This window comes from Terribacillus sp. JSM ZJ617 (genome assembly GCF_044383785.1).
GTDB lineage: Bacteria > Bacillota > Bacilli > Bacillales > Amphibacillaceae > Terribacillus.
Map to the genome: position 1 here is coordinate 479599 of NZ_JBISEQ010000002.1, position 23818 is coordinate 503416.

Here is a 23818-nt window from a genome sequence, read left to right on the forward strand (position 1 = left end):
TCCACCCTCCATACTGCTTAGAAAAGAAAGACTCTTATCACAGATAAGAGTCTTATCGTACGATTCTTTTATGCCGTTACATCATAACAGTAAGCGGCGGTTCTTCCTCGATGATTTCCTGAACTGTATTATCTTCGTTCATCAGGGCGATCTTTGGCTTGAAGTCAGCCAGTTCTTCTTCAGATAGCATGGCATAGGAAACGATGATAACTACATCATCTTTCTGTACAAGACGTGCAGCAGCACCGTTTAGGCAGATGACACCGCTATGCCGTTCACCGGGGATGACATATGTTTCGAGACGTGCTCCATTATTATTGTTCACAATCTGCACTTTTTCATGAGGAAGTATGCCTACTTGTTCCAGAATGTGCGTATCGATCGTAATACTGCCAACATAATTCAAGTTTGCTTCCGTGACACGAGCACGATGTATCTTCGCCTTCATCATTGTGCGAAACATCTTATTATCCCCCTATATTAAAAACGGTCCATGATGGAGCCATCAGCTTCTAATACTATATTGTCGATCAATCTTGCCTTGTCGAAATAGACAGCTGCAGCAATGATGATGCGTGCATCTATTTCCCTGACTGGCTTCAAGGCCGGATATGACAAAATTTCAACGTAGTCTATTCTACCACTTGTTTGGCTGTTTATAAATTCTTTTACAGCAGATGCTACTTTTTCAGGATCCTTTGTTCCATCTTGGATGCTTTGTTTAGCTTGCTGCAGTGCGCGGTGAATAGCTGGAGCTTCTTCTCTCTCTTCCTCTGATAAATAGACGTTGCGGCTGCTTTTCGCTAATCCGTCTGCCTCGCGCACAGTCGGTACCGGAACCACTTCCAGCGGGAAATTAAGGTCGTGCACCAAAGCTTGTACAACTGCTACTTGCTGTGCATCCTTCAGCCCGAAATACGCTCTGTCCGGCTGAATCAAATGGAAAAGCTTCGATAAGACAGTAACCACACCATCAAAATGACCGGGTCTTGATCTGCCGCAGAGCACGTCTACTCTGTCAGCAACATGCAGTTTGATTGTACTGCTGCCTGGATACATGTCCGCTGCTTCTGGCATGAAGACGATATCGACGCCTTCTGCTTCCGCGACAGCCTGATCACGGACTGCATCTCGCGGATAAGTCTCAAAATCCTCGCCCTCACCAAATTGCAGCGGATTTACGAAAATGCTAAGCACGGTGATATCGTTCTCCGCCTTGGAGCGCTTCATCAAGGATTGATGCCCTTCATGCAAAAAGCCCATCGTAGCTACATAACCAATTGATTTCTGCTCTTTCGCCAGCTGCTTTCTTTCTTGCTGCAACGCTTCTAATGTCGAAATGATCTTCATATTCATTCTCCTAGTTTAGGTAATGCTGCTTCGTCCATCGTAAAACTCTGTCCGTCATTCGGAAAAATACCATTCTTTACATTTTCCTTATATGTGGAGAAGACATTCGTAACTGTTTCATTTAGATCTGCATAGCTAACAGCGAATTTCGGCAAACGATCAACACCGTACCGACTTAGGTCATGAAAGACAAGTACTTGTCCGTCTACTTCTGCACCGGCACCAATTCCGATGACCGGAATAGAAATATCTTTGGCGATGAGTGCGGCCAATTGCTTTGGAACACACTCCAGCACGACTGCAATCGCTCCGGCTGCTTCAACTTTGCGTGCATCCTCCAGCAGCTGTTTTGCTGTCTGTTCGTTTTTCCCTTGTACTTTATATCCCCCGAGTATATGGACTGACTGCGGTGTCAGACCAAGATGACCGACAACTGGAATACCACCTGTTGCTAATGCCTTGATGCTGTCCAGGATGACCTGATCTGCTCCTTCCAGCTTCAAAGCCTGTGCTCCGGTTTCCTGGAAGATGCGTTTCGCTTGCGGTATAGTTGCCTCAACCGATACATGGTACGTCATAAATGGCATATCTACTACAACAAACGTATCGTTTCCACCGCGAGTGACGGCTTTTCCATGATGAATCATATCCTCCACTGTTACCGGGATGGTGGAGTCATATCCGAGTACGACCATTCCTAATGAGTCGCCAACAAGAAGCATATCGATACCGGCCTGCTGCGCCAATTTTGCCGTTGGATAATCGTAGGCAGTGACCATCGTGATTTTCTCGTTGTTTTCTTTCATCTTCTGAAAATCGAGTCTTGTTTTCATTTCGTTACTCCTCTCTCCATTCCAATTCAGCTGAATACAAACGCTGTGTACTGCCATCATCATTTTCAAGGATAAGCTCGCCGTCTTCCCCGATTCCCTTGAAAACTGCATAAAAGACAGTTGATGGAGTAGTTGCTTTCACACGGTGCCCGAGTCGTAAAGCATACTGCATCCATTCGTTCCTGATGATGTGGAAACCTTTTTTTATGTATAGCGAATAGACGTCCTCGAACTCTTTCCAAATCAGATGAATGAGCTCTTGCCGCTTCCATTCCTTATCTGTCTCGATACGTAATGATGTTGCTTTATCGCGGATATCCGGCGCTAATTCCGCCGCAGTCTGATTGATGTTGATTCCGATACCCAGTACGATATGCTGAATATAATCCTGCTCTGCCTGCATTTCGGTCAGTATTCCAGCGAGCTTCTTGCCGCCCAGATAGATATCATTCGGCCATTTAATGCTAGCATCAATATCGTTCTGGCGGAATACGCGTGTGATGGCAACCGCTGCAGCCAACGTCAGCTGTGCTGCTTCCCGGGGTCCGAATTCAGGCCGGATGATTAAACTCATCCATATACCGGTTCCGGCTGGTGAATGCCAACTGCGCCCTTTTGTTCCCTTACCGCTTGTCTGCTGATCAGCGATGACAACAGTTCCGTGAACTGCACCTTGATCCGCCAAAGATTTCGCCAAAACTTGGGTAGAATCAAGCTCTTCTTCAAAGATGATCTTGCGTCCGATCCATTCTGTATCCAGCTTCCAGTTCAGTGTATTTTTGCTGAGTTTGTCTGGCGATCGCTTAACTTGGTATCCTTTGCGAGGAACAGCATCTATTTCATAGCCGTCTGCTTCCAACGCTTTCATATGCTTCCAGACTGCTGCCCTTGAGATACCGAGCTGATCGGATAGGTTCTGGCCAGAAACATACGACGTCTTATGTTCCTGGAGAATTCTTATAAGACGATTACGTGTCGTGTCCATGGTAGACCCACTCCTTCAGCTGCTCTTTATCATTTGGCACCCTGTTTTCCACCACAGCTTTTTCCGCAGCGAGCAGCAGATCACGGATCCAGCTTCCTTTCTTTCTTTCAGGGAACCAGCTGATCAAGTCAGAACCGGAAATAGCCAGCTCCGAACTATTTCGAATCGGAAGTGAATTTCTCAAAGTTGATAACTCATCCTGAATATCTATTTCCTTATAAATCTTCACAAGACGGCAGTAGCCAGTATCCAGATGATCTGGCAACTGATATACCGCCCAAGCATCCAGGTCGCTTTGCAGTAAGCGCACCAAATTTTGAGCGTCTTGTTTGACAGCATTGGAGAGCTTCCACTCTTTTACCCAATCAAGCACTGGCCTTGTGCTTAATAAAGAACAAAGCGCGACCCATTCTGCTAAACTGCCGAGAGGCACAATTTTATTGGATAGCTCACCCATCAGCTCAGGATGATCCTTAAAAATCGGCATTGCTTTCCATAATCCCGTATCCTGCAGGAGCTGCACAGCTGTCTTCACATGTTTGCCGCGGCATAATTTCTCCATTTCAATCGCTACACGTTCAATTGCAATACGTGCTAACCACAGACGCTGGTCCTCCATCACTTTTCGTGCATCATGATCCAATTTGTACCCTAGCTGAGAAACAAACCGGACACCGCGCATCATACGCAGAGGGTCTTCTTGAAAACGATCAAAGGCCTGACCTACCGTAACAAGCTCCTTCTTTTCGATAGCGCTCCTGCCATCGAAAGGATCCACTAACTCCCCTGTTCTGGCCATCGCTATCGCATTAACTGTATAATCCCTACGTGCAAGATCAGCTGTTACATCGGTCACAAAGTTCACGCTATCAGGATGCCGGTAATCAGAATATGCACCTTCTGTTCGGAAGGTTGTAATTTCGAAGCTTTCCTGCTCAAAACGCACAAGAACAGTTCCATGTTCGATACCAATTGGTATGACTTTATCAAAGACTTTTATTACCTGATCCGGCGTAGCTGACGTAGCAATATCCAAATCGCCGACAGCTTTTCCGATAAGATAATCCCTCACCGCACCTCCGACCAGATATGCTTCATAACCATGCTGTTCGAGTTGCTGTATGACCCGGAAAGCTTTTTCAAATATCTTCATTGCAAAACCTCTTCATATATTGCTTCGTATTGAGCAACAATTTGATCAGAATGGAAGTTTTCCGCAGCATACTGAATGGATGCTTCGGAAAATTGCTGCCACAGCCTTTCATTTGTCAGCAAATCCATTGCAAAGGAACCCATTTGCTCTACATCTCCCAGCTGGGTTATAAAACCATTCTTACCGTGCTGGATAACTTCTGGTATGCCGCCGACATCTGTTCCGATACATGGCACCCCACAGGCCATTGCTTCTAAAAGAACCAAACCGAAGCTCTCTTTTTCAGAAGGAAGCAGCATGATGTCCGCCATATTTAACAGGGCAGCAACATTATTGCGCTTACCTAAGAAAAGGACTTTATCTTCAAGACCGCGCTGCTGCACATCTCGCAGAATATCTGAATACTCGGGTCCGTCCCCAATTAGCATCAGCTTGGCATCCAGCTTCTCCTGTATATACGAAAAAACCTGTACAACATCCTGTACACGTTTCACTTTACGGAAATTGCTTATATGTACGAGTACTTTATCATCTTCCTTGATACCGAATTGCTGCCTTATGTCACACACATCTGCCGGACGATACACTTCTTCATCGACAAAGTTGTAGACAACGTCGATTGGGCTAGTGACATCAAGCATTTCTCTTGTTTGCTTTACGAGACTTTGTGATACCGCTGTGACGACATCACTCTCTTCAATTGCATGAATGATCATTTTGCGCAGTCCATTATCAATTCCAAGCACCGTAATATCCGTTCCGTGAAGGGTAGTGACAATCTTTACATCCCGCTTGGCAATTGCCTTAGCTAAGATTGCACATATAGCATGCGGAACAGCATAATGGACATGCAGGATATCGAGCTGTTCTTCGTCGATTACTTCAGCCATTTTATTAGCCAGCACCAAATCGTATGGCGGGTATTGGAAGACAGGATAATGACTCATCTCGACTTCATGGAAAAATACATTCGGAAGCAGCATATCCAGCCGGAAAGGGACACTGGATGTAATGAAATGAATGTCATGTCCCTTTTTAGCTAGTTTTTTTCCGAGTTCTGTTGCAATGACGCCCGATCCGCCAAGCGTCGGATAACAAGTGATACCGATTTTCAGCTTTTTCATAGCTCCGGCTCACGATCGCGTATGATCTTGCGCCAATCGAAATCTCCACGGTCCAATCCGCGAATAAATATTTCGGCCGCTGCCAGATTGGTTGCCAGCGGAATACGATGCACATCACATAAGCGCATTAGTGCACTTACATCAGGTTCATGCGGCTGGGCAGTGAGTGGATCCCTGAAAAAGATAATCAGATCCATTTGATTCGTTGCGATCCTTGCACCAATCTGCTGATCGCCTCCAAGCGGGCCCGATTGGAACAATTCCACAGGTAATCCTGTTGCTTCTTTGATGCGAGTGCCTGTCGTGCCTGTAGCATACAGGGTATGTTTCTTCAGCATTTCTTTATATGCGACCGTAAAACGGACCATTTCAGGTTTTTTCTTATCATGGGCAATTAAAGCAATATGCATGTCTATCGCCTCATTCCAATATATTTTCTAATCCGTATGCAAGTATGTCCATCTTCATGACACGGTCCACTGCCAGCTCTACACCTGACATAAAGGATGCGCGGTTGAAACTATCATGTTTAACTGTGAATTGCTCGCCTGGTGCACCGAAAATAACTTCTTGGTGTGCAACGAGTCCTGGGAGACGGACACTGTGAATCCGCATGCCGTCCACGTCTGCACCACGTGCTCCAGCTATCGTCTCTTTCTCATCCGGATGTCCTTGTTTTGCTGGTTCGCGTACTTCCTGGATCAGCTGAGCTGTTTTCACAGCCGTACCGCTTGGGGCATCCAGTTTTTGATCATGATGCTTTTCAATGATTTCTACTGTTGGGAAGTATTTTGCTGCTTGCTTGGCGAATTGCATCATAAGTACTGCCCCAATTGCGAAGTTTGGTGCAATAATTGCTCCGATGCCTTTTTCTTCACTAAGCTTCCCTAGCTCTTCTACTTGTTCTTCCGTAAAACCAGAAGTACCGACTACCGGACGCACACCATGTTCAATAGCGAGCTTCATATGTTTGTAGCCTGTTTCCGGAATGGTCAAGTCGATAAGTACATCTGCCTCCGCTTCCTCTAAACACGCCGCAGCATCTTCGTAAATGAACGCATCGCTCGCTGGCAAACCTTCGATATCACTGATCCGCTTTCCTCCGTTTTTTCGGTCAATTGCTGCCACTAGCTCAAAATGAGCCGTCCGATCGATAAGCTGCAATGCTTCCGACCCCATTCTGCCTCTTGGTCCCGCTACAATAATTTTAATCGTATCTTTAGTCATTATGTATGTCCTCCTGTGTCTTCTTCGTCCATCTATCTTTATCCCTTGTTTCAAATTTCGTCATCGATTTTTCGAATGCTTCCGATAGATCGATATTCAAGGAATTAGCAAAGCATGTCATCACGAATATAATATCTCCGAGTTCATCTGCTACTGTATTAGCTTCTTCACTAGCTTTTTTCGGCTTTTCTCCATATGTATGGTTCACTTCCCTTGCAAGCTCTCCTACTTCTTCCGTCATTCTGGCAAGCATGCTGAGCGGTGAAAAATAACCTTCTTTGAATTGGGAAATATAAGCGTCGACACGTGCTTGTATTTCCTTTGTCGTATATGTAGTATTCATTCGCGATCTTCCTTTCGCTATATCATTACCATGTTAGCTTAAAAATACGGCATTTGACAAATGTTTTTACCTGTCTGACAGATTTGTAGGGATAAGGATAGTTGTCTATAATATAGAAGGAATTGTCATCTTAGGAGGTAGATTATGTTCAGACTGCGTATAAAGAACATCCTGTTCATTCTGTTAGGCGCGGCTATCTTTTCGTTCGGTATCGTCCATTTCAATATCGCCAATAAACTTGGGGAAGGCGGATTCACCGGGATAACGCTTATTTTACTATTCGAATTCGATTGGGATCCAGCAATTATGAACCTGGTGCTGAATATTCCATTGTTCCTGATCGGCTGGAAGTTCCTTGGCCGGACAACTTTCGTTTATACAATCATCGGGACAGTGGCAGTTTCCTTGTTCCTGCGTTTATTCCAGACATATTCGTTTAATATTGACTTAGGCAACGATTTGCTGATTGCTTCACTTTTAGCTGGCGTATTCATAGGAGTCGGTCTCGGTATCATCTTCCGCTTCGGCGGTACAACCGGAGGAGTCGACATCATTGCCCGACTGGCTAACAAGTATGCCGGCTGGACGATGGGACGGACGATGTTTCTCTTTGATGCCGTTGTTATTGTCACATCGGTTCTTACCTATCTTGATCTGATCCGCGGTATGTATACACTCGTTGCCGTCTTCGTTGGCGCTAGAGTCATCGACTTTATCCAAGAAGGCGCCTACTCGGCAAGAGGTGCAACTATCATTTCGAGTCAGAGTGCAGATATAGCCAATCAGATACTAAAGCAAATGGACCGGGGTGTAACGGTCCTTGATGGCAGAGGAAGCTTCACAGGCGAAAAACGTGATGTGCTTTATTGTGTCGTCGCCCGGAACGAAATTGTCCGATTGAAAGCGATTATCACCTCAGTCGATCCACATGCCTTTGTCGCCCTTAGCGAGGTGCATGATGTGATGGGGGAAGGGTTTACACTGGATGAAAATAAAAAACCGTATAATACCGACTGACGTTTTGCATGCATTTTGATACTTGAATTGGTAAAGTGGAGAAGAATAAACGAGAGAGGTGAGATCGTGGAACTTACTGGAAAGAAAATACTATCGTTTGTCAGTGATGATTTCGAGGATCTGGAATTGTGGTATCCAATACTTCGGCTGCGCGAAGCAGGAGCGGAAGTGTATTTAGCGGGTGAGTCAGCAAATACTGTTTATAAAGGAAAGTATGGGGTTCCAGCGACTTCTGATTTGACGTTTGATGAAGTTGATCCGAATCAATATGATGCCTTGCTCGTCCCTGGCGGATGGTCACCGGATAAACTTCGCCGCTATCACAGTGTATTGGAAGTCACCCGTCATTTCCACACACATAAGAAAGCAATCGGTCAAATCTGTCATGCTGGGTGGGTGCTTATCTCTGCCGGCATATTGGAAGGTGTAAATGTCACTAGTACTCCTGGAATAAAAGATGACATGACGAATGCAGGAGCGATATGGCATGATGAAGCTGTTGTCGTAGACGGTCATATTGTCAGCAGCAGACGGCCGCCTGATCTGCCCGACTACCTCCGAGAGTTGATCAAGGTCATACAAGCACAATAAAAAAGGCATCCCTCGGGATGCCTTTTGTTAATCTTCGTTATTGCTGACAAAGAACATAAGGATGAAGCGTACAAGCTCGGCTACAGCTACTAGAGCTGCCGCAACGTAAGTCATTGCTGCCGCGTTCAAAACCTTTTTAGTTGAGCGCTCTTCATCGTTCCGGATGATTCCTGTTGAAACCAATTGTGTCATTGCACGATTAGAAGCATTGAACTCGACCGGCAGAGTAACAACCTGGAACAATACTGCGATAGCAAAGAACGCAATACCAAGTCCGACGAATTGCAGGGATCCAAAGATAGCACCTGCTATGATTAGGAACATGGAAAGGTTGCTGCCCCATGCAGCTGCCGGAGCAAGCGCTGTACGGAACTTCAGGAATCCGTATCCCTCTGCATGCTGAATTGCGTGTCCAACCTCGTGGGCGGAAACCGCTGCTGCAGCCATGCTGTGACCATGGTAGTTGTCAGTGGATAAACGAACTACTTTATGACGCGGGTCATAGTGATCAGATAACATACCGCGTGTTTCTTCAATTTGCACATCATATATTCCATTATCATCTAAAATCTTTCTTGCGACCTGTGCACCTGTCATTAGAGATGACGTTTCTACTTTCGAATACTTCTTATACGTGCTTTTTACCTTCGATTGAGCCCATAAAGGGATAATCAGAAGAAGTGCTATATAGATTATATAAGCACCTAGTGACATATACATTCCTCCATAAAAATATTTGGAACTTATTAAGGTCAATTTTAGTCAAAAATTCGAAAAAAATCAACTATTAGGATCGTTGTTCACACTTTTGTCATTTTCAGCTCGATACTTCTTATAACCAACATAAACAAGTGTTCCTACAATGCTTGCACTAATACCAAGTATTCCCCAGAATCGTCCTGTTCCATAACTGTTTTTGTCCGGCACGGTAACACTGTACAAATATGCAGGAAGCGCTTCGAACTGTTGATCAAACGTTTGACCTGTTTTGTCGGAAGATGACGACAGAGCCTCTGTATGCGGCTGCAGAAGTAGTTCAGCAAGATTGGCAAGTACAAAAAAAGAGGCTGTCAGAACAATGACGAGAAGCAGCTTTTTCATAAGCATCCCCTCTTTTTTAAATGTTCCTACAGCCTATGCTTAAAAACGTATTTGTATGTCGGTATGTGCCTTATTTGTTTAGATTTCGTAAAGATGATTTTCGCTGCGTGGCTATGTATCCAACCAGGATGGAAACGATACTGAGCCAGAAAGTGAAATAGCCGATATTATCGCTATAGTCCATCAAGTTGCCGTAAATAGGCATCATGTCGAATACATAATCGATGATATCATTATGTAAAACGACGATAGCAGCTACAGCAAGATGCCGTAACTTCACTCGGTAAAGCGGTGCATACAAAAGGCCTTGAATCGCCATTCCCAAATGAGAGGCAATCAGCATATACCCCTGCCAGGAAAGTGACCCTGCTACGGCTATGGTGAGCAAATTCATGACGACCGCCCATATACCGTATTTGAATAATGAAACAACTGCCAGCGCTTCGATATAGCCATTTTGTCTTCCAATCAGGTATAACCCAAGGAAGATAGTGAAGAAGAGACTGGCTGTCGGACTATCCGGTACAAAGGGAAGGAAAATCGCCGGTGTAATCTCAAGCTGCCAGCCATACCATATGTACCCATAGATCGTCCCAATAAGATTAATGATAAACAATATCAGCATGCTGTAACGGTGAAATAGAAGACGATACATTCTGTGTATTTCCTTTCATGAAGTATTTTCTTTTATGTATTCCAGCCTGCTTCTTAAGAAGCAGTCACTTTATTTTAGCAGAATCTTTCTTCTCTATTGAAATTTTTAACTAGAAAGATAAAAAAATAGATGCGCTATAACAGCGCATCTAATTAAATGTGTTCAATTGTGTCTTCAGCTTCTTCTTTCAATTGCCGCATCGCCTTGCTTAATAACCTGAATTTATCTTCGTCTCTCTTATCAAGAGCTAAATCAATTGCTTCTTGCAGCTTCTTCTTCTTGTATTGATGGTGTGACGCATCAAGAAGTTTCGCTGCCAGCTGCCGGTCTTCTTTCGTCACATAATGATCTTCCGGCAAGAAAGGATTGTCTTCCAGCACTGCGACATATTCCATACTTTGATGGGAATTCTTGAAATTGAGTTGAATATAGACAGGATCTTTCTTGTTCATGCGTATATCATGGAATGATTTCTCTGCATCGGTTGTAACGATGTTGTCCTTGTAGAAACGGAACGGCACTTCTTCAGAACAATGGGCGGATATGATGATTCCTCTGGGACTGAATCTTGCTTCACGGATAAAATGCACATTATCAAGAAACGAATCATGATTTATCAAGTAGTTCAAGATCCAGACACTTTCCCTGCGCTTCAATTGGTAATTATCTAAGAACCAGCGAATGAACGTCTTCTTATCCTGCATGGTAACGGAAATATTCATATGTGCCCCCTCCCAGAAAGCGAAATGATTTCAATTCAATGCATTTATTGAGACAAGAGCCGGTTGATATTCTCCTCTACTTCGATATCTGATGGCTCCAGGCGAAGATACTCTTTTAGTATTTCGACAGCCTCTTGCATCCTCCCTTCTTCCAATAGGAAATATCCGTATTCTTTTAGAAAATCGCTATCATCTTTGAAGTTAGTATATGCTTCCCCATATGCCTTTAATGCCTCATCAAACATTTCAGTTTCATTATAGGCACGCGCAAGCTCCCAACGGTACGCTGCATCTTCTTCATCTGTTTCCAAGATATGCGTCAATAATTCGATGATAGCCTCGTGGTCTTCATCCAGCTTGAAATTCTCAATCAAATAGAGAATCGCTTCTTTATAACCCGGGTCGAGTGCAATTGCATGACGAATAAGGAAATAGCTGCGATCATTTTTGCCAAGCTGTCTTGCAAGACGGCCCGCAGTGAAATAGAGCTTCTGGTTATACTCATCCAATGACAAACCTTTTTCTGCCGTTTCGAATGCCTTCTCCATCAATCCCTCTTCTTCATAGGCCTTGGCAAGATACTCATAGACAGACAGATAATCCGCTTCCTCTTTAAGAAGTTTCTCCCATGTACTGATAGCAATATCGTATCTGGCTAGCTTGAAGGCCGTGAACCCAAAACTGAACAGCTGTTCCACATCATCGACATCTGTTTCCTGGTAATAAGTCAATGCTTTCTCGAATTCACCTGTAGCAGCATAAGCTTCTGCGAGGCGAAGGGCGATATCGATATCACCCATGACAGTCTGCTTTTCGTAGACTTTTTCATAATAAGTGATTGCTTTCAAGTAGGATGCAGTCGATAAAGCAAGCTCTCCTAATGCCAAATCAATGACAGGTTCAGAAGGGTCGAATCGTTTAGCTGCCAACAGCTTTTGCTCAGCGACCTCAAATAAACCCTGCGCCTCATACAAATCAGCAAGCTGCATTTGAGCTGGGATAAAATAGTCCTCATCCTCCACAATCTGATCCAGCTTATCAATTGCTTCCTGGTCTTCATTCAGATCAATGAAAAGTTCAGCAAGCATCATTTTAAGCTCCATCTCATCCGGGAACATTTGCTCGAGCTGAAGCAGGACTGCTTTTGCTTCTTCATGCATGCCCCACTGCATATATAATTCTGCTATCGTGAATTTCTCTTCCTCATTGGCAGCCGGTAAATAAGCCTCTAATGTATCCACCGCTTCCTGTGGCTGATCATTCTCCATATAAGTTATTGCTTTTCTTATTTCTTCCATTTTTTCACACTTCCTTCTATTTACACGCCTCTCGGCTTATCCATCTGTCTTCAGTGTAACCTAAAGCAATAGCTTTAGAACAGCAAAAAAGTCTGATTCCCTGTTGGGAATCAGACTTAATCAATCCTGCAGCGCACGTAGATCCGCAAAAAATGATGGGTAAGAGATATTGATGCTGTCCGCATCAGTTAAAACTGTCTCCCCTGTTGCAATCAAGCTGGCAATAGCAATCATCATCCCGATTCGGTGATCACCGAAAGAATCAGCAGTTGCACCTGTAAGGGATTGATTTCCAGGAATTCTCATTCCATCAGGTGTCGATTCCACTTCAGCACCAAAACTCCGCAGTGTTGCTGCAATCGCCTCGATTCGATCGGTTTCCTTGTACCGAAGTTCCTCCGCATCCTTGATGATTGTTTCTCCATCAGCCTGCGTTGCCAATAATGCCAAGATAGGCAGCTCATCGATAAGCCGGGGAATGATGTTTCCGCCTATCTCTGTGCCTTTCAAAGTGCGATATCGTATCGTGATATCTCCGATTCGCTCACCAGCTTGAATGTCATGCTCTTTGATTTCCATATCGGCACCCATTTGCTGCAGCACATCCAAAATGCCAGTACGTGTAGCATTCAAACCGGTATTCGTTAATATGATTTCACTGCCTGGAACGAGACATGCTGCAACAAGGAAGAAAGCAGCCGATGAAATATCTCCTGGAACATAGACATCTGTGCCGACGAGTTGCTGGCCGCCTTTGACCGTGACTGTCGTTCCTTTTACATCAATGCTCGCCCCGAAGCTTCTCAGCATCTGTTCAGTATGATCCCTCGTCTTGACATCTTCAGAAATCTGCGTTTCGCCATTTGCTAACAAACCCGCCAGCAGCAAAGCTGATTTCACTTGTGCACTTTTTACTGGGGTGTGGTATGTAAGAGCTGAGAGATTTTGTCCGTCAATGGCCAACGGCAAATACTTCCCTTGCTCACGCCCATTTATTTTTGCCCCCATCTGTCGCAAAGGAATCACAACACGATCCATCGGTCGTTTAGTAAGTGATGCATCCCCATATGCTGTTATATGAAATGGCAAGGCTGCAAAAACACCAAGCAATAGGCGGGCGGTTGTTCCAGAATTACCAAAGTAAATCGGAACAGTCGGTTCTGTAAAGCTGTCTTTCCCTGCGCTATCGATGATAACCGTATCCCCATCCTGTTCAATCGAGACACCAAGCGCTCGAAAAGCATCTATCGTCCGAAGACAATCCTCTCCAGTCAAGAAATGACGGACAGTAGTTTTTCCTTTGGCCAAAGCACCGAAAATGATGCTTCGGTGGGAAACCGATTTATCGCCTGGTACGGTAATAGAACCAGAAAGTCCCTTTGCTGTAGGTTTGAGTCGTACATCTGTCACTGCTTCCACCTTCAATCTTCTATCTTTACTTCATATCCGAAAACTTCCAGCACACCTTTTGCCTTCAGCTGGATTTTCTGCTCTGAAAAGCTGAGGCGAAGAACACCTGTCAGCCCTTCACGCAGCTCAAGTATTTGGATATTCACAATACTCAAACCAGCATCAGCGACGATGGTGAGAACTTTCTGCAAAGCTCCGGGCCGGTCAGTAATATCGACATACAAATCGTAATACCCTGGTATTGCACCTTTTTTCCGAGGTTCTAAACCGTCCCGATATTGCTTCGCCTCTTCCAGGTAGGTATGAATCTGCTGTCCCTGATCTTCTGCCAAAAGCTTTCGAAAAGCCTGCATTTCCTCAATCCAATCGTCAAGCAGGACCCCCATCTTCTCTTTGTTCTGAAAGAAAATGTCCTGCCACATACCGGGATTGCTCGAGGCAATCCGGGTGATATCACGGAATCCGCCTGCAGCGAGTTTAGGAAGGAAGCTATGTTTCGCTTCCCATTTCTTTGCCTGCTGTACCAGCGCAGATGCAATCAAATGAGGAAAATGAGAAACAACTCCGGTCATCTCATCATGCTCTTCTGCCGATAACGTGATAAAACTGCTTTTCGTACCATCAAGCAAGTTCTCCAACCGCTTGATATCACTTTCCCTAGCCCGCTGAACAGGTGTCAAAACATATATGGCATTCTCAAACAAATGTGCTTTTGAAGCCTCTATTCCGTGTTTATGGGAACCTGCCATCGGGTGGCCGCCGACGAAGTATACTTTGTCGGACTGAAGGGACGCAGCCTGCTGGAAGATCGGACCCTTAACTGATGAAACATCGGTTACAAGCACATCTTTTTCCAGTTTCATACTATCAAGCTCCTTAAGTAGCTCGACAGACTTGGAAACTGGTGCAGCAAGTATAATGATATCTGCCTTGCGTGCAGCTTCTTGGAAAGAAGACGACGCTTCATCGATGATCTCATGCTTCAGGGCATACTCCAACGTACTTTCCCTTTGATCTACTCCGATAAGATGAACTTGCTTGTGCGTTTGGATATTACGAGCAAGCGAGCCGCCGATCAAACCAAGTCCCGCGATTACGACCGTCTCCATCTTAGCTTTCTTTCACGCTAGTCAAGAATTGATCAAGTAACACAGTGAATTCCGTCATATCCTGTTCATTACCAATCGTGATTCGGACACTGTTCGGAATACCGAGAGCGTCGCCGGAACGAATGATAAAGCCTTTGGAAAGCATATGCTGGAAGACACTATCTCCGCTGACAGGCAGGTCGTATATCAAGACGAAGTTTGTATGTGACTCATAATATTTGATTTGGTGAGCATCACAGAATGCCAGGAAGTTATGCTTCACTTGGTTATTCTTAGCGATGGAATCCTTGATGAATTCTTGATCATCAAGTGCCACAATCGCTGCCTTTTGTGCAATTGTCGTATTATTGAACGGACTTCTTACTACGTTAATCTTATGAATAACTTCCGGATGACCGATTCCGTAACCTACGCGCAATGCAGCTAAACCATACGCTTTAGAGAAAGTGCGCAGTGTGATCAAATTCGGGTATTCACTCAAAGCAGCTAGTGTATCAAAATAGTCATCAGTTTCCAGAAACTCGACGTAAGCCTCATCCGCTACTACCAGAACCTCTTTTGGAACTTGACGAAGGAAGTTTTCAAAGTCTGCTTTGGCAATATGGTTTCCTGTTGGATTGTTAGGTGTACATAGCCAAACGATTCCTGTTTTCTCGTCGATTGCTTCCAGCATTGCTGGAAGGTCGTGGAACCCGTTCTTTGTTTCAATTGCCCGGACTTCTGCCCCTTCAATCAAAGCATGATGCGGGTATTGCGAAAAAGAAGGATGTGCCATTACCGTGTTAAGGCCAGGCGCAAGGAATGTGCGGCAAAGCATCATAATGATTTCATCAGAGCCCGCTCCGAGAACGATTTGATCTAAGCCTACGCCAAAGCGCTCTGCCAATTTCTCTTTCAATGCTGTACCATATCCATCAGGATAGATCTCTTGTTCATCTGCGAATGTCGGCAAGGCCTCTTTTACTTTAGCTGAAAAACCGTAGGGATTTTCATTGGATGCGAGTTTTACGATGCGATCCAATCCAAATTCCTTCCGAACCTCTTCCATCGGTTTTCCTGGTTTGTAAGCTGTCAATTCATTCAAAATCTGTTTTGCTCTCATTGATGCTCCTCCTTTAAGTCGGGACGTAATTTGATTGCTTCCTCATGATAAACATGATGAATGTCCTTCTGTGCCAAGTCAGTCCGTGCTGTCAGCATCACACGAATGCATTTAGGCAGCCCGCCTTCAATTGCCAGCTCCTGCATACACATGACAGGTACATATGTCCAGTCATCGCGAAAGACGCGCAATGCTTTTGCCGGAAATGTTTTTGTCAAATCGGGAGTAGCCGAAATAAGTACTTGGACAACATCCTCCGGGTCTATCGCATTCTCCGAGACTATTTCATCCAGCATAGCTGCAGTTGCTTCGATAATTTGTTTCTCATCATTCTCAGCTACAGTTGTTGCTCCTCTAAAACCTCGTATCATGCTCTGCTCATCCTCTCAAGGAATGATCTAACAGCGTCATGAAGCGTATCATGATCGATTCTTTCAGTCACCGGTTCCCCGATTTCACGAAGCAGCACCATGTGTACTTCTTTGTTCTCCGATTTTTTATCCATTTGCATTCTCTTAACGAGTCTTTCAGGAGAAAGATCAGGCAATTGCAACGGGTAATCGTTTCGTTCCATCCAGCTGCGGAATTCCTCTAAACGCAAATCAGCTCCGAATCGTTTCTCACTCAACTCCAAAGCAAACAGCATACCAATTGCGACAGCTTCTCCGTGAGTGAATGTGCCGTAGCCTGCTTCTGCTTCAATTGCATGACCGAGTGTATGACCGAGATTCAAATACTTCCGAAGGTCATTTTCTTTTTCATCTGCCTCAACGATCTTCGTTTTCACACGTATCCCATAAGACAAATCCTGAATAAGCAGTTCCTGATTTTCTTTGTCTAGTTTTTCACGTTCCAGCAGCTGGCTGAGAAAGGCAGCGTTCCCGATATAAGCTTCCTTGATTAGCTCAGCATAGCCGCTTCGCACTTCTTTTTCTGGTAGTGTGGTAATAGTGTCTACATCGTAAACGACAGCAACTGGAGGATAGAAGCTTCCAATAAGATTTTTTCCAGTTTCATGGTTGATCGCAACCTTACCTCCGACACTCGAATCATGGGCAAGGATTGTTGTCGGCAGCTGAACGAAGTCGATGCCTCGCATATATGTACTTGCCACAAACCCGGCCAAGTCACCAATAACTCCTCCGCCCAAGGCTAGGACCAGGGCCTTTCGGTCAAGCTCAGCCTCGAACATACTATCCAATATGTCGAAATATACATCCTTACTTTTAGCCGCTTCCCCTGGCTCGATGATTTTCTTTGTTATCTTAGCATCTGGCAAGAGTGAAGTTACATAATCATCCAGATAATGAGGTGCGATACTAGTATCGGTGACAACAAATACATTTTGATAGGACTTAGGCAGGAACTCAGACAATTTATGCCTGATTCCCGCACCTACAGAAACTTTGTAACTTGACTGACTTGCCTTTACTGTTATCTGTTCCATCAGAACACCCGGATTTCTTCCCGGTAGTTTTTGATCGCTTCCTGAAGCTTTGGAAACTGATCATTCGGGAACTGTTCCAAAATCGCCTTTGCTATCTCGAATGCCACTACATGCTCCATTACTAGAGCTGCAGCCGGAACGGCACAGCTATCGGAACGTTCGATACTGGCATTGAACGGCTCCTTAGTCTCTATATCCACGCTCTGTAGCGGTTTATAAAGAGTCGGGATTGGTTTCATGACACCTTTGACAATGAGTGGCATACCAGTTGTCATGCCGCCCTCCAATCCGCCAAGACGATTCGTTTTGCGGTAATAGCCATTTTCTTTATCCCATGCAATTTCGTCATGTACTTGACTTCCTGGAAGTCTTGCTGCTTCAAAGCCGATCCCGAATTCCACACCTTTGAATGCATTAATGCTCGCGACAGCTCCTGCAATACGACCATCAAGTTTACGGTCATAGTGCACGTAAGATCCAATACCTGCTGGCAGTCCTTCTACAAAGACCTCCACGACACCGCCGATAGAATCTCCGTCTTTCTTTGCTTGATCAATCGCATTTACCATTTGTTCAGAAGCCTGTGGATCAAGGCAGCGTACTGATGATGCTTTTGAAATACTATCTCTTTCTTCATATGTATAATCTGGGAATTCAACTGCTTTAATGCCCGCAATCTCCTTTGTATAGCCAACAATATTTATATCCAATTCCGCAAGAAGCTTTTTAGCTACAGCACCAGCTGCCACGCGCGCTGCTGTTTCACGAGCAGATGAACGCTCCAATACATTTCTCATGTCGCGATGGCCGTATTTCAAGGCACCGTTTAAATCCGCGTGTCCGGGTCTTGGACGTGAGACGATTCGACGCACAGCTTGCGGATCTTCCACTGGGTCCTCACCCATTACATCTACCCAGTGCTTAAAATCATCATTATGTATGACAAGTGCGATAGGAGATCCCAGTGTATATCCATGACGGACACCGCCTACAATGTCGACCAAATCTTTTTCAATCTGCATTCGCTTGCCCCGGCCATGACCTTTCTGCCTCTCAAGCAAGGATGCGTTGATATCATCGGTAGTCAACGGTAAATAGGAAGGAACACCTTCTACAATTGTTGTAAGCTGTTTACCATGTGATTCACCTGCAGTTAAGTAGCGCATGTATATTCCTCCGTTGTCTCTGTTCTTTGTAATTTTATTTACTATAACATAACTTGTTTCTTAAGTGGGAACAATTCTGACAATATTTTCGAGCAGTAACTTATCGTTATTTTCGGCTGCTCTCCTCGAATACGTGACGCAATGTGCCGAGACGGGCTTCCGCTTTTTTAGAGGCAGCTTCCACGGTATAACCGTCTTCCAACAATTCCTTCATTAGGACAATTTTCTTGATCATATAATAATCGAACCGCCTTGTCGTATTCGTCTTTTCCTCTACGCTATCGATATAACCTTTATCTTCCCAGTATCTAAGCTTTCGAATCGGAATATCAGTGATTTTAGCTGCGTCTCCAATAGTTACCGCCATCTGCCGCAGCAGTTTATAATCAATTTCATCCATTCAAAATTTTGCCCCCTCCATGCAGCTTTAGCATCATTATACGTCATTTAATCCATTTGACAACTTTTGAAGATAATATATAATTATTGGAGATTAGTTACAAAAGGAGTACGAACATGATTGTCAATTCAAAAATTCATCGCGTTCTTTGCAGCGCTGTCACTGCTGCCATAATGACCGCCATTATTTCTTTTACATTAACAGCAGTGAATTCAGGATTACAAGCTTTCCAACTATCAAACTGGCTGCGTGCTTGGTTCATTGCTTTTACTTTAGTATTCGCCATCTCTTTCTTTCTTCCGGCATTCGTCAATCGACATGTGTCGAAGATAATACGGATTAAAGAATAAGAAAACAGACTAGGAATTCTCCTAGTCTGTTTTTTGTTTTTGATAGAAAAATGTGTCGACTGCACCCAAGCCATAGATGCCGGGATTGAATATTTGTTCTGTACTGCCGACAAAGAGATAACTATCAGATGCCAAGGATTTACTGAATTTATGATATATATCTGCCTTCGCTTCTTCTGTGAAGTAAATTAGTACATTCCGGCAAATGATTAAATCGTAATTCGTATCATAAGCATCGGCCAGCAGATTATGCTGCTTGAATTGAATATGCTGCTTTAATTCGTCTTTTATTTGGAATACGGATCCGTCTTGATTGAAATAAGCGGATTTGATTGCTGCTGGCATTTCTTTCAATGCCCTTTCATTATACTTTCCGAGCTTAGCCGTATCCAGCACACGCTGATCTAAGTCGGTTGCATGGATGGTGTACGAAGTTCCCTTAGCGTAACGATCAAGAAGGATTGCTAATGTATATGGTTCTTCACCGGTAGAGCAAGCGGCACTCCATATTTTCAGCGGCTTCTTTTTCTTGAGCAGTTCGGGTAGTATCCGTCGCTCCAACACTTCCCAGCGCTGATAGTTTCGGTAGAATTCAGAGACATTAATGGTCATGCGATCAAGGAACTCATCCATCAAAGCAGCGTCATCCTTGATTGCCTGAGAATATGCCTTAAAATCTTTAAAGCCTCTCTTTTCACGAAGCGTCGTCAAACGCCTCAGCATCTGCGCTTCTTTATATTGTGATAAATCGATACCCGTATGTGCTTTGATTTGCTGTACAAAGTAATCATAATCTGTTGCCACGTCATGTTCCCCTGTCTATATGTATCTAGTTCTATTTTACTGTATATAGACGATTGTTGGTAGATGTAAATAAAAAATGCAGGCATGTACGCCTGCATTTTTCATTTATTCATATAGCCATTTCGCTGTTGCTTGTTCATATGAAACCAGTTCATCGGCTTTAAACATATTTGCGATTTCCCGTTCAGCACTTTCTGGGCTGTCAGAACCATGGATAAGGTTACGGCTCATCTCGACTGCATAATCGCCTCTGATAGTCCCTGGTGCTGCATCTGTTGGTTTAGTCGCCCCAATCATGCTTCTCGTAAGTGCGACAGCATCTTTGCCTTCCCAAACCATTGCAAATACCGGACCGGATGTAATATAGCTGATCAAAGAACCGAAGAAGGGTTTGCTTTCATGTTCTATGTAATGCGTCTTTGCTTGCTCTTCTGTTACAACCATTATCTTACCTGCCAGAAGCTTCAAGCCCTTCTTTTCAAATCTTGTTACGATTTCCCCAATCAATCCGCGTTGTACGCCATCCGGCTTAACCATCAAAAATGTTTTTTCCATACTAAATACAGCTCCCTTTTCTGAACTTTACTGTCATCATACCAGTTATGTAAGCGTTTTACAATCAGGAGCTGCGCTTACCTATATGTCTAGCAATTTGTTTCAGTGTATTACGATCTCTTGTTGGCGGCAATTTATCCAATTCCTGATATGCTTTCTGTAAGTAGCGGTCACTGATTTCCAACGATCGCTTGATGCTGTCTGAAGCTTTTATGTGCTGGATAAATGGCTGCAAAGTTTCCCGATCCAAGGCTTCCGGATTGCGAAAGGCCTGTGTAAGCCGTTCTTTGAAGAAACGATCTTCGCATGCAAGCAAAGCAGGAAGTGTCATATTCCCCTGAAGTAAATCACCGCCAGCCGGCTTGCCCAAATCAGCTTCAGATGCCGTGAAATCGAGCACATCATCGATGATCTGATAACTCATCCCCACAAAATAACCGTACCGATACAATGCACGCTCATGCTGAAGTGACGCTCCGGATGCAATTGCACCAAGCCGTGCACTGGCTGCAATAAGTATCGCTGTCTTACGGCGTATGCGCCGGAGGTAATCTTTCAAGTGCTGCTCAATCCGGTATTTATCCCGAATCTGCTCCACTTCACCGATACAAAGCTCGACAATCGTGTGCGCAAGAATCTGGTGCGCCCTTGGCTCTTCCAGCTTAGAAAGGTACTCCAGGGATCGAGCGAAGATATAATCACCCGCATACATGGCCACCTTATTGTCCCATTTCGCCTTTACGGTCGGTTTCCCACGTCGGAGTTCCGCATCGTCAATGACATCATCGTGGACAAGCGAAGCCATATGAATCAATTCGAGTGCGACGGCCACGGTTTGGATCCGAGGCAGTTCATACGTTCCGAACTTACCGCTCAGCAAAACGAAAACCGGTCGGATCCGCTTGCCTCCGGCTCGGAGAAGCTGTACCGACGCATCCTCCAGGACAGGATGCTCAGCGCGAATCGTGTTTGTCATCGCATCCTCGATTCTGTCCAAGTCCTTTTTTAAATATGAGTAGATCATCGGTAATTTCATTCACGTCACCTTCATCCGTCCAGACATTTTGCCAGTCAGTTCCTTACCGCCGGCTTTTCTCCCATATGCATAGCTGCTACGCCGCCTGTATATGTCTTAATCTTCACATTCGTCAGTCCAGCTTGCTGGAATAGCCCGCGAAGTTCCTTCTTGCCTGGGAAATCCTTTGCAGATTCCTGCAGCCAGCTGTACTCATCATAACTTTTCGCCAGAAGCTTACCTAATACTGGCATGATTCGTTTGAAATAAAAATAATATACTTGTTTGAAACCGAACATCGTCGGCTGTGATGTTTCCAGGCAAACTACTTTGCCACCAGGTTTGACCACCCGATACATCTCCTTCAATACTTGGAGATAATCAGGTACATTACGCAGGCCGAAGCCGATGGTCACGAAATCAAAAGAATTATCCTCAAACGGCAGCTCCATTGCATTTCCCCATGTGAACGATAGCTGATCGATTGATTTTTCCGTGTTTTTCTTTTCTGCTACTGAAAGCATATTCTTGCTGAAGTCAAGACCTGTCACTTGCCCTTTCGGACCGACAGCCTTAGCAAGCGAAAAGGACCAGTCACCAGTTCCACAGCAAACATCCAATGCTGTATCTCCTGGCTGTACCTGCATTTTCTTCATCACACTCCGTCTCCAAGCACGGTGACGCCTGAAGGAAATGACAGAGTTCATAAAATCATAGCGGTCATATATCTTTTCGAAAACGTGGTGTACACGCTGTTCTTTCGTTTCTTGTGCCATAATTACCCTTCTTCCAGAAATAACTCTTCCTGCCGATTCCCCTGAAGCAGCAGCTTGCGGGATAACTTTGCAAAGACCGGCGGCAGTATATCCAGTCTAGCTAGAAGCCGATCTTTAGCAGCTTCTATCTCCTGATGTATCGCTTCCATCACAGTCAGTCCGCTCTTTTCCGTTTCTAGAATTGCAGCAAGCTTTGAAAGCAAGGACGTCTGTTTCTTTTCCCTGGCCTCCTGCTGTAGTCTGCTAATCAGGAAATAGTCATTCAGCGGCTCAAGTATTGCTGTATCCATATAACGGGAAGCTGCAGTTCGGAACAAGCTGCTTTCCAGCCGTCCTAGCTTTGTAAAGAACGCTTCCGTTGAAGTCGTATCATAATGCAATGACATTTTCTGTTCGTTGATTTCTTTAATGCTGGTTGCCAGCAGCGCTACCATATCAATTTCTTCCAGACCAGCAAGAATCTGATAATACAGCGCACTATAATAATTACCAGCCAATACAGTCAGCTGTCGGTTTTTCCGTTCATCAGCCGTCTCGTCAGATTTAGTGGTTACGATCACTTTATCATGAGTGTCCAGCGCCATCTGGATTAGCATGATTGTGATCACGTAGTCTGTCTGCTGCTTATCGGGCAGGTTCGTTTGACCAAATAGCGTCTGCAGTATCAGCAGCTTATTTTCGTCCAAGAATGGCGCTTCCGTATTCTTGTCCAGATAAGTCTGCTGCATGCGCTTCTCTATTTTATTTCGTAATGTGTGTAGCTCTTCCATGGATGCATAGGACAAAACAATCACCTGCGCCCTTTTTCGTATTTCAAACTGTATAAAAAGTATTATAGCATAGCAAGTCCTATTTCGTCTTGTCTGCAAGCTTGTCAAATAAAAATGAGGGACACCTGATGTATTCAGGCATCCCTCATCACAGCCCATATGTAATTACTTCACGTTATCCTTAAGGGCCTTGCCGGCTTTGAACGCTGGCACTTTGCTCGCCGGGATTTCGATTTCTTTCCCAGTCTGCGGGTTACGGCCTTTACGTGCAGCACGCTCGCGTACTTCGAAGTTACCGAAACCGATCAATTGTACTTTGTCACCTTGTTTAAGAGAATCCATGATTGAATCGAAAACTGCGTCAACAGCTTTCGTAGCATCCTTTTTAGAAAGATCGCTTTTCTCAGCAACAGTATTGATAAGATCTGTTTTGTTCATCATTACACCTCCCTGACATTACCTTGAACAGTAAAGATAATAGCATATGCTATCATTTGTTCACTATAAAGATAGGT

At 44.5% G+C, this 23818-nt stretch carries 30 protein-coding genes; 3 read left to right on the forward strand and 27 right to left on the reverse strand.

Annotated features, from left to right (window positions below):
* Positions 1 to 76 precede the first annotated feature (76 nt).
* From panD to ACH6C1_RS08635, 9 genes are read right to left on the reverse strand one after another with little or no spacing between them, the layout of a single operon-like run.
* Positions 77 to 463, reverse strand: a complete 387-nt coding sequence (gene panD, locus ACH6C1_RS08595) for an aspartate 1-decarboxylase (protein WP_093879685.1) — start codon at positions 461 to 463, stop codon at positions 77 to 79.
* A gap of 17 nt (positions 464 to 480) precedes the next feature.
* Positions 481 to 1350, reverse strand: coding sequence for a pantoate--beta-alanine ligase (gene panC / locus ACH6C1_RS08600; RefSeq protein WP_374076362.1), 870 nt, complete (start codon positions 1348 to 1350; stop codon positions 481 to 483).
* 2 nt (positions 1351 to 1352) lie between these two features.
* Entirely contained in the window at positions 1353 to 2183 is an 831-nt protein-coding gene (gene panB, locus ACH6C1_RS08605; protein ID WP_374076364.1) for a 3-methyl-2-oxobutanoate hydroxymethyltransferase, read from the reverse strand.
* Positions 2184 to 2187: 4 nt separating this feature from the next.
* On the reverse strand, positions 2188 to 3168 hold the full coding sequence (locus tag ACH6C1_RS08610) for a biotin--[acetyl-CoA-carboxylase] ligase (protein ID WP_374076366.1): 981 nt from the start codon (positions 3166 to 3168) through the stop codon (positions 2188 to 2190).
* Positions 3152 to 4321 (reverse strand): CCA tRNA nucleotidyltransferase, encoded by a 1170-nt coding sequence (locus tag ACH6C1_RS08615; protein ID WP_374076368.1) that lies wholly within the window; start codon positions 4319 to 4321, stop codon positions 3152 to 3154. The genes ACH6C1_RS08610 and ACH6C1_RS08615 overlap by 17 nt, the downstream gene beginning before the upstream one ends.
* Positions 4318 to 5445, reverse strand: coding sequence for an N-acetyl-alpha-D-glucosaminyl L-malate synthase BshA (gene bshA / locus ACH6C1_RS08620; RefSeq protein ID WP_374076370.1), 1128 nt, complete (start codon positions 5443 to 5445; stop codon positions 4318 to 4320). The genes ACH6C1_RS08615 and bshA overlap by 4 nt, the downstream gene beginning before the upstream one ends.
* Positions 5442 to 5855, reverse strand: a complete 414-nt coding sequence (gene mgsA, locus ACH6C1_RS08625) for a methylglyoxal synthase (RefSeq protein ID WP_093728366.1) — start codon at positions 5853 to 5855, stop codon at positions 5442 to 5444. The genes bshA and mgsA overlap by 4 nt, the downstream gene beginning before the upstream one ends.
* A 10-nt stretch (positions 5856 to 5865) precedes the next feature.
* Entirely contained in the window at positions 5866 to 6672 is an 807-nt protein-coding gene (dapB, locus tag ACH6C1_RS08630) for a 4-hydroxy-tetrahydrodipicolinate reductase (RefSeq protein ID WP_374076372.1), read from the reverse strand.
* Complete coding sequence (locus ACH6C1_RS08635) at positions 6665 to 7015, reverse strand: nucleotide pyrophosphohydrolase (protein ID WP_366249819.1); 351 nt, start codon at positions 7013 to 7015, stop codon at positions 6665 to 6667. The genes dapB and ACH6C1_RS08635 overlap by 8 nt, the downstream gene beginning before the upstream one ends.
* A 144-nt stretch (positions 7016 to 7159) precedes the next feature.
* Between ACH6C1_RS08635 and ACH6C1_RS08640 the strand changes: the two genes are divergently transcribed.
* Both ACH6C1_RS08640 and ACH6C1_RS08645 read left to right on the forward strand, forming a co-directional pair.
* Positions 7160 to 8032, forward strand: a complete 873-nt coding sequence (locus ACH6C1_RS08640) for a YitT family protein (protein WP_095222674.1) — start codon at positions 7160 to 7162, stop codon at positions 8030 to 8032.
* A gap of 66 nt (positions 8033 to 8098) precedes the next feature.
* A complete protein-coding gene (locus ACH6C1_RS08645; protein ID WP_366249820.1) occupies positions 8099 to 8623 on the forward strand; it encodes a type 1 glutamine amidotransferase domain-containing protein in 525 nt (174 codons plus the stop codon).
* 27 nt (positions 8624 to 8650) lie between these two features.
* Here the strand turns inward: ACH6C1_RS08645 and ACH6C1_RS08650 are convergent, their stop codons facing one another.
* The 12 genes from ACH6C1_RS08650 to ACH6C1_RS08705 form a co-directional block, all read right to left on the reverse strand.
* Positions 8651 to 9337 carry a zinc metallopeptidase gene (locus ACH6C1_RS08650; protein WP_095222671.1) on the reverse strand — a complete coding sequence of 229 codons (687 nt, stop codon included), beginning with the start codon at positions 9335 to 9337 and terminating at the stop codon, positions 8651 to 8653.
* A gap of 66 nt (positions 9338 to 9403) precedes the next feature.
* Positions 9404 to 9724: a sporulation protein YpjB gene (locus ACH6C1_RS08655; RefSeq protein WP_366249821.1), complete on the reverse strand. Its 321-nt coding sequence runs from the start codon at positions 9722 to 9724 to the stop codon at positions 9404 to 9406.
* 70 nt (positions 9725 to 9794) lie between these two features.
* On the reverse strand, positions 9795 to 10379 hold the full coding sequence (gene lhaT, locus ACH6C1_RS08660) for a lipoprotein heptaprenylglyceryl N-acetyltransferase LhaT (protein WP_366249822.1): 585 nt from the start codon (positions 10377 to 10379) through the stop codon (positions 9795 to 9797).
* A gap of 152 nt (positions 10380 to 10531) precedes the next feature.
* Entirely contained in the window at positions 10532 to 11101 is a 570-nt protein-coding gene (locus ACH6C1_RS08665) for a ReoY family proteolytic degradation factor (RefSeq protein WP_095222668.1), read from the reverse strand.
* A 44-nt stretch (positions 11102 to 11145) separates the two neighbouring features.
* Complete coding sequence (locus tag ACH6C1_RS08670) at positions 11146 to 12399, reverse strand: tetratricopeptide repeat protein (protein ID WP_374076377.1); 1254 nt, start codon at positions 12397 to 12399, stop codon at positions 11146 to 11148.
* A gap of 120 nt (positions 12400 to 12519) precedes the next feature.
* Positions 12520 to 13809 carry a 3-phosphoshikimate 1-carboxyvinyltransferase gene (aroA, locus tag ACH6C1_RS08675; RefSeq protein WP_374076379.1) on the reverse strand — a complete coding sequence of 430 codons (1290 nt, stop codon included), beginning with the start codon at positions 13807 to 13809 and terminating at the stop codon, positions 12520 to 12522.
* Positions 13810 to 13820: 11 nt separating this feature from the next.
* Positions 13821 to 14918 carry a prephenate dehydrogenase gene (locus tag ACH6C1_RS08680; RefSeq protein ID WP_095222666.1) on the reverse strand — a complete coding sequence of 366 codons (1098 nt, stop codon included), beginning with the start codon at positions 14916 to 14918 and terminating at the stop codon, positions 13821 to 13823.
* 1 nt (position 14919) lies between these two features.
* Entirely contained in the window at positions 14920 to 16020 is a 1101-nt protein-coding gene (gene hisC, locus ACH6C1_RS08685; protein ID WP_374076381.1) for a histidinol-phosphate transaminase, read from the reverse strand.
* Complete coding sequence (aroH, locus tag ACH6C1_RS08690; RefSeq protein ID WP_095222664.1) at positions 16017 to 16391, reverse strand: chorismate mutase; 375 nt, start codon at positions 16389 to 16391, stop codon at positions 16017 to 16019. The genes hisC and aroH overlap by 4 nt, the downstream gene beginning before the upstream one ends.
* Entirely contained in the window at positions 16388 to 17467 is a 1080-nt protein-coding gene (aroB, locus tag ACH6C1_RS08695) for a 3-dehydroquinate synthase (RefSeq protein ID WP_374076383.1), read from the reverse strand. The genes aroH and aroB overlap by 4 nt, the downstream gene beginning before the upstream one ends.
* Positions 17467 to 18633: a chorismate synthase gene (aroC, locus tag ACH6C1_RS08700; RefSeq protein ID WP_374076385.1), complete on the reverse strand. Its 1167-nt coding sequence runs from the start codon at positions 18631 to 18633 to the stop codon at positions 17467 to 17469. The genes aroB and aroC overlap by 1 nt, the downstream gene beginning before the upstream one ends.
* Before the next feature lie 106 nt (positions 18634 to 18739).
* Positions 18740 to 19033 (reverse strand): MerR family transcriptional regulator, encoded by a 294-nt coding sequence (locus ACH6C1_RS08705; protein WP_095222661.1) that lies wholly within the window; start codon positions 19031 to 19033, stop codon positions 18740 to 18742.
* A gap of 116 nt (positions 19034 to 19149) precedes the next feature.
* Between ACH6C1_RS08705 and ACH6C1_RS08710 the strand changes: the two genes are divergently transcribed.
* Entirely contained in the window at positions 19150 to 19383 is a 234-nt protein-coding gene (locus ACH6C1_RS08710) for a DUF2798 domain-containing protein (protein ID WP_374076387.1), read from the forward strand.
* A 21-nt stretch (positions 19384 to 19404) separates the two neighbouring features.
* Here the strand turns inward: ACH6C1_RS08710 and ACH6C1_RS08715 are convergent, their stop codons facing one another.
* The 6 genes from ACH6C1_RS08715 to ACH6C1_RS08740 form a co-directional block, all read right to left on the reverse strand.
* On the reverse strand, positions 19405 to 20187 hold the full coding sequence (locus ACH6C1_RS08715) for a CheR family methyltransferase (RefSeq protein WP_286160706.1): 783 nt from the start codon (positions 20185 to 20187) through the stop codon (positions 19405 to 19407).
* Positions 20188 to 20292: 105 nt separating this feature from the next.
* Entirely contained in the window at positions 20293 to 20742 is a 450-nt protein-coding gene (gene ndk, locus ACH6C1_RS08720) for a nucleoside-diphosphate kinase (protein WP_374076389.1), read from the reverse strand.
* 64 nt (positions 20743 to 20806) lie between these two features.
* Positions 20807 to 21778: a heptaprenyl diphosphate synthase component II gene (hepT, locus tag ACH6C1_RS08725; RefSeq protein WP_374076391.1), complete on the reverse strand. Its 972-nt coding sequence runs from the start codon at positions 21776 to 21778 to the stop codon at positions 20807 to 20809.
* 35 nt (positions 21779 to 21813) lie between these two features.
* On the reverse strand, positions 21814 to 22533 hold the full coding sequence (gene menG, locus ACH6C1_RS08730) for a demethylmenaquinone methyltransferase (protein WP_095222657.1): 720 nt from the start codon (positions 22531 to 22533) through the stop codon (positions 21814 to 21816).
* A gap of 2 nt (positions 22534 to 22535) precedes the next feature.
* Positions 22536 to 23318: a heptaprenyl diphosphate synthase component 1 gene (locus tag ACH6C1_RS08735; protein WP_374076393.1), complete on the reverse strand. Its 783-nt coding sequence runs from the start codon at positions 23316 to 23318 to the stop codon at positions 22536 to 22538.
* 150 nt (positions 23319 to 23468) lie between these two features.
* On the reverse strand, positions 23469 to 23741 hold the full coding sequence (locus ACH6C1_RS08740; protein WP_095222655.1) for an HU family DNA-binding protein: 273 nt from the start codon (positions 23739 to 23741) through the stop codon (positions 23469 to 23471).
* Positions 23742 to 23818: the final 77 nt, after the last annotated feature.